Raw genomic sequence first — 4299 nt, forward strand, 5'->3', positions numbered from 1 at the left:
TGGCACGGCCGCGCTCGCCGCGCTGATGGAGCAGGCCTTCGACTGCGCCCTGATGGACTTCCAGATGCCGGGCCAGGACGGGCTGGAGGTGCTGAGCAAGGCCCGCTCCGCCCTGGTGGAGACGCCCATCATCATGCTCACCGGCCAGGGCGACGAGCACATCGCCGTGGAGCTGATGAAGGCCGGCGCCACCGACTACCTCAGCAAGTCGGCCCTCACCCCGGAGCGGCTGTCGCACCTGCTGCGGCAGACCCTGCGCCTGCACGAGGCCGAGCTCCAGTACCGCACCCTCGCCGAGGTGCTGCCGCACCCCATCTGGACGAGTCGGCCGGATGGGCTGCTGGACTACATCAGCCGCCGCGGCATCGAGGACACCGGCCTGCCCGTGGGTGACGCCTCGCAGTGGCAGCGGGCCGTCCACCCGGAGGATCTGCCGCGGATGAACGAGCGCTGGCAGCACAGCGTGGCCACGGGCGAGCCCTACGAGACGGAGGTCCGCATCCGGCGCGCCGACGGGCGCTACCGTTGGCACCTCGTGCGCGCCCTGCCCATGCGGGATGCGCGTGGCCGCATCGTCCGCTGGTTCGGCACCAACGCCGACATCGATGACCAGAAGCGCAACCAGGAGGCCGCGCAGCAGGCCCGCGCCGCCGCCGAGGCGAGCGAGACGCAACTGCGCGAGGTGCTGGCCGAGCGCGAGCGGATGGAGGCCACGCTCCAGGAGCGCGACGAGCGGCTGCGCGCGGCCCTGTGGGCGAGCGGCACCGGCACCTTCCGCTGGGACATCCGCTCCGGCGCCCTCGAGTGGGACGAGAACCTGGATCAGCTCTTCGGGCTGGCGCCGGGCCGGACGGTGCAGCGGATGGACGACGTCTTCACCTTGGTCCACCCCGAGGACCGGGTGGAGATGGAGCGCCGCTACGCCGCGTGCGAGCGCGAGGGCGCGGACTTCGAGCTGGACTTCCGCGTGGTGCGCCAGGACGGGCAGCTCCACTGGCTGAGCGGCAAGGGCAAGACGTTCGTGGACGCGAGCGGAAAGCCCCTCTACATGACGGGCGCCTGCGTGGACATCACCGCCCAGAAGCAGCAGGAGGCCGAGGCGCGCCAGCTCGCCGACTTCGAGCGGCAGATCCTCGGCATCGTCAGCCACGACCTGCGCAACCCACTGAGCGTCATCCGCATCTCGGCCTCCATGCTGCTGGCGCGCGAGGGGCTGGACGAGCGGCAGAGCAAGAGCCTCACCCGCATCATCTCCGCGTCGGACCGGGCCACCCGCCTCATCCGCGACCTGCTGGACTTCAGCCAGGCGCGGCTGGGCGGCGGCATCTCCGTGAAGCGCAAGAAGATGGACCTCTTCGAGCTGACGCGCGGCGTGGTGGAGGAGCATGTCGCCAGCCACCCGGAGCGGCAGCTGGAGCTGTCCCAGCAGGGCGATGGCACGGGCGAGTGGGATGGGGACCGGCTCGCGCAGGTGCTCGGCAACCTCGTGGGCAACGCGCTCCAACACAGCGCCCCGGACACGCCCATCCTGGTGCGTTGCGAGGGGATGGACGACGAGGTCCTGCTCGAGGTCGGCAACACGGGCGCGCCCATCGAGTCCGCCCTCCTGCCCGACCTCTTCGAGCCCTTCCGCCGGGGGCGACAGGCGGGCACAGGGGCGGGGAGCGTGGGATTGGGGCTCTACATCACCCGGCAACTGGTGCTGGCCCACGGTGGCCGCATCGGGGTGACCTCCAACGAGAAGGAAGGCACCCGCTTCACGGTCCGGTTGCCACGCCGGATCCCAACCTCACGGACACCATGACGAAACCCCCTCCCATCCTCGGCCTGCGCACCACCCTCTACCCCGTGACGGATCTGGCCAAGGCGAAAGCCTGGTACAGCCAGGTGCTGGGCACCGCGCCGTACTTCGACGAGCCCTTCTACGTCGGCTTCAACGTGGGGGGCTTCGAGCTGGGGCTGGACCCGGACACCTCGGCGGCGAAGCCGGGGGCCGGGGGCCCTGTCCCCTACTGGGGCGTGGAGAACGCGGATCAGGCCTGGGAGCGCCTGATGAAGCTCGGCGCCGAACCCGCCAGCCCCGTGAAGGACGTGGGCGGAGGCATCCGCGTGGCCACCGTGAAGGATCCGTTCGGCAACGTGTTCGGGCTCATCGAGAACCCGCACTTCCCCAACACGGCGGCCTGAACCCACGCTTCAGCGGTGAACGCTCCGCATGCCCGCCTCGGGGTAGCGGGTGCCGGCCGCCACTCCCTTCGGGGCGATGGCGTCGATGTCGCGCAGTTCCTCGGCGGAGAGCCGGATGCTCGCCGCGGCGATGTTCTCCTCGAGGTACTTCACGTGCTTGGTGCCGGGGATGGGGACGAGGTCCTGCCCCCGCGCCATCACCCAGGCGATGGCCAGCTGCGAGGCCTTCACGTTCTTGCGCGCGGCCAGCTCGTTGATCTTGTCCACGAGCTGGAGGTTCTTCGTGAAGTTCTCCCCCTGGAAGCGCGGGTTGTTGCGGCGCCAGTCGTTGGGCTCGAGGTCCTCGAAGCGGCGGTAGCGGCCGGTGAGGAAGCCACGTCCCAGCGGGCTGTAGGCGACGAAGCCGATGCCCAGCTCGCGGATGGTGGGGAAGATCTCCTCCTCCGGCTCCCTGCTCCAGAGGGAGTACTCGGTCTGGAGCGCGGAGATGGGGTGCTCCTCGTGGGCACGGCGGAGCGTCTCGGGCGCGGCCTCGGACAGACCGAGGAAGCGGACCTTGCCCTGCTTCACCAGTTGGCCCATGGCCCCGACGGTCTCCTCGATGGGAACGGTGGGGTCCACGCGGTGCTGGTAGTAGAGGTCGATGTGGTCGACGCCCAACCGCTTCAGCGAGGCGTCGCAGGCCTTGTGGACGTAGTCGGGCCTGCCGCTGATGCCGAGGAAGGCGCCATCCTCGCCGCGCATGTTGGCGAACTTGGTGGCGACGATGAACTGGTCGCGCCGACCGGCGATGGCCTTGCCCACCAGCTTCTCGTTGGTGAAGGGCCCGTACATGTCCGCCGTGTCGAGGAAGTTCACGCCCAGATCCAGCGCACGGTGGATGACGGCGATCGACTCCTTCTCGTCGCCCGCGCCGTAGAACTCGCTCATCCCCATGCAGCCCAGGCCCTGAACGGAGACCTTCAATCCCTGCTTGCCGAGTGCCCTCTGCTCCATGACAGCCCTCCCGTGTCCGTGTGGCGTCCCTTGTTAGCGACCCGGTGGTGCGCCGTCCACATTCCGATTACACCTGCGCGACCATGTCCAAGCCGCCAGGAGCGCCCATGAGCCCGTCCCTCCTGGTGCTCGTGCTCGCCCTGGTGGCGGCGACGGCCCGGGCCGACGTGCTCCCCCCTGGAGAGCCGGAGTCATTGGAGTCACTCGTGGAGCGAGTGGTCACCGCGCAGCTCGCGACCCACCACATCCCCGGGGCGACGGTGGCGGTGGTGCGAGACGGCCAGGTGGTGCTGGCACGGGGCTACGGCTTCGCGGACGCCGAGCACCGCGTCCCCGTGGTGGCGGACCGGACCCTCTTCCGCGTGGCCTCCATCGGCAAGCTGTTCGTCTGGACGGCGGTGATGCAGCTCGTGGAGCGGGGGCGGCTGGACCTGGACGCCGACCTCCACACATACCTGGACGACGTGCGGCTCCCAGCGACCCATCCCCAGCCCCTCACGCTCGCGCACCTGATGGCACACGCGGGGGGCTTCGAGGTGCCCGAGCGCCTCTGGGCGGAGGGCCCTCCCCCCGACTCGTTGACCGAGTACCTGCGGCGGCGCATGCCGGCCCGGGTGCGGCCTCCGGGCGAGCTCTCGGCGTACTCCGACTACGGCACGGCCCTGGCCGAGCACATCGTCGAGCGGGTGTCGGGCCTGCCCTTCGAGCGCTACCTGCGGGAGAACGTGTTGGAGCCACTGGGGATGAGGCACAGTTTCTTCGGGAGGACGGTGCCGCCAGAGCTCGCCGCCGACATGGCGCTGGGACACACCCTCGAGGACGGGAGCCCGCGCGCACAGCCCCTGGAGCAGGTGGTGGTGGCGTCCGGGGGCTCGCTGAGCACGACCGCCACGGACCTGGCGAGGTTCATGCTCGCGCACCTCCAGGGCGGACAGCACGAGGGCCACCGCATCCTGCGCGAGGAGACGGTGCGGAGGATGCACCGCCAGCACTTCACACATGACCCCAGGCTGAGCGGGTGGGCGCACGGCTTCATGGAGTTCCACCTCGGTGGCCAGCGACTCATCGGGCACACGGGGGGCGCGTACCTGTTCCAATCCCTGCTGGTGCTGATGC

4 protein-coding genes are annotated in these 4299 nt (G+C 70.1%); 3 read left to right on the top strand and 1 reads right to left on the bottom strand.

The window, feature by feature from the left end:
* Together VF794_RS26845 and VF794_RS26850 are read left to right on the top strand one after the other, a co-directional pair.
* On the top strand, positions 1-1804 hold a 1804-nt coding region (locus tag VF794_RS26845), incomplete at its 5' end, for a PAS domain-containing protein (RefSeq protein WP_331115225.1).
* Positions 1801-2187, top strand: a complete 387-nt coding sequence (locus tag VF794_RS26850) for a VOC family protein (RefSeq protein WP_331115227.1) — start codon at positions 1801-1803, stop codon at positions 2185-2187. The genes VF794_RS26845 and VF794_RS26850, both read left to right, overlap by 4 nt.
* Positions 2188-2196: 9 nt before the next feature.
* Here VF794_RS26850 and VF794_RS26855 read toward each other — a convergent pair whose 3' ends face one another.
* Positions 2197-3183, bottom strand: a complete 987-nt coding sequence (locus VF794_RS26855; RefSeq protein WP_331115228.1) for an aldo/keto reductase — start codon at positions 3181-3183, stop codon at positions 2197-2199.
* A gap of 107 nt (positions 3184-3290) precedes the next feature.
* Between VF794_RS26855 and VF794_RS26860 the strand changes: the two genes are divergently transcribed.
* The coding region (locus tag VF794_RS26860; RefSeq protein ID WP_331115230.1) for a serine hydrolase domain-containing protein at positions 3291-4299 on the top strand (1009 nt) is incomplete at its 3' end.

The sequence above is a fragment of the Archangium sp. genome (genome assembly GCF_036389735.1).
Classification (GTDB): Bacteria; Myxococcota; Myxococcia; order Myxococcales; family Myxococcaceae; genus Archangium.

Bases quoted from the DNA above. Each gene is read 5' to 3' on its own strand.
- VF794_RS26850 (WP_331115227.1), top strand. From the start codon at position 1,801: ATGACGAAACCCCCTCCCATCCTCGGCCTGCGCACCACCCTCTACCCC.
- VF794_RS26855 (WP_331115228.1), bottom strand. From the start codon at position 3,183: ATGGAGCAGAGGGCACTCGGCAAGCAGGGATTGAAGGTCTCCGTTCAG.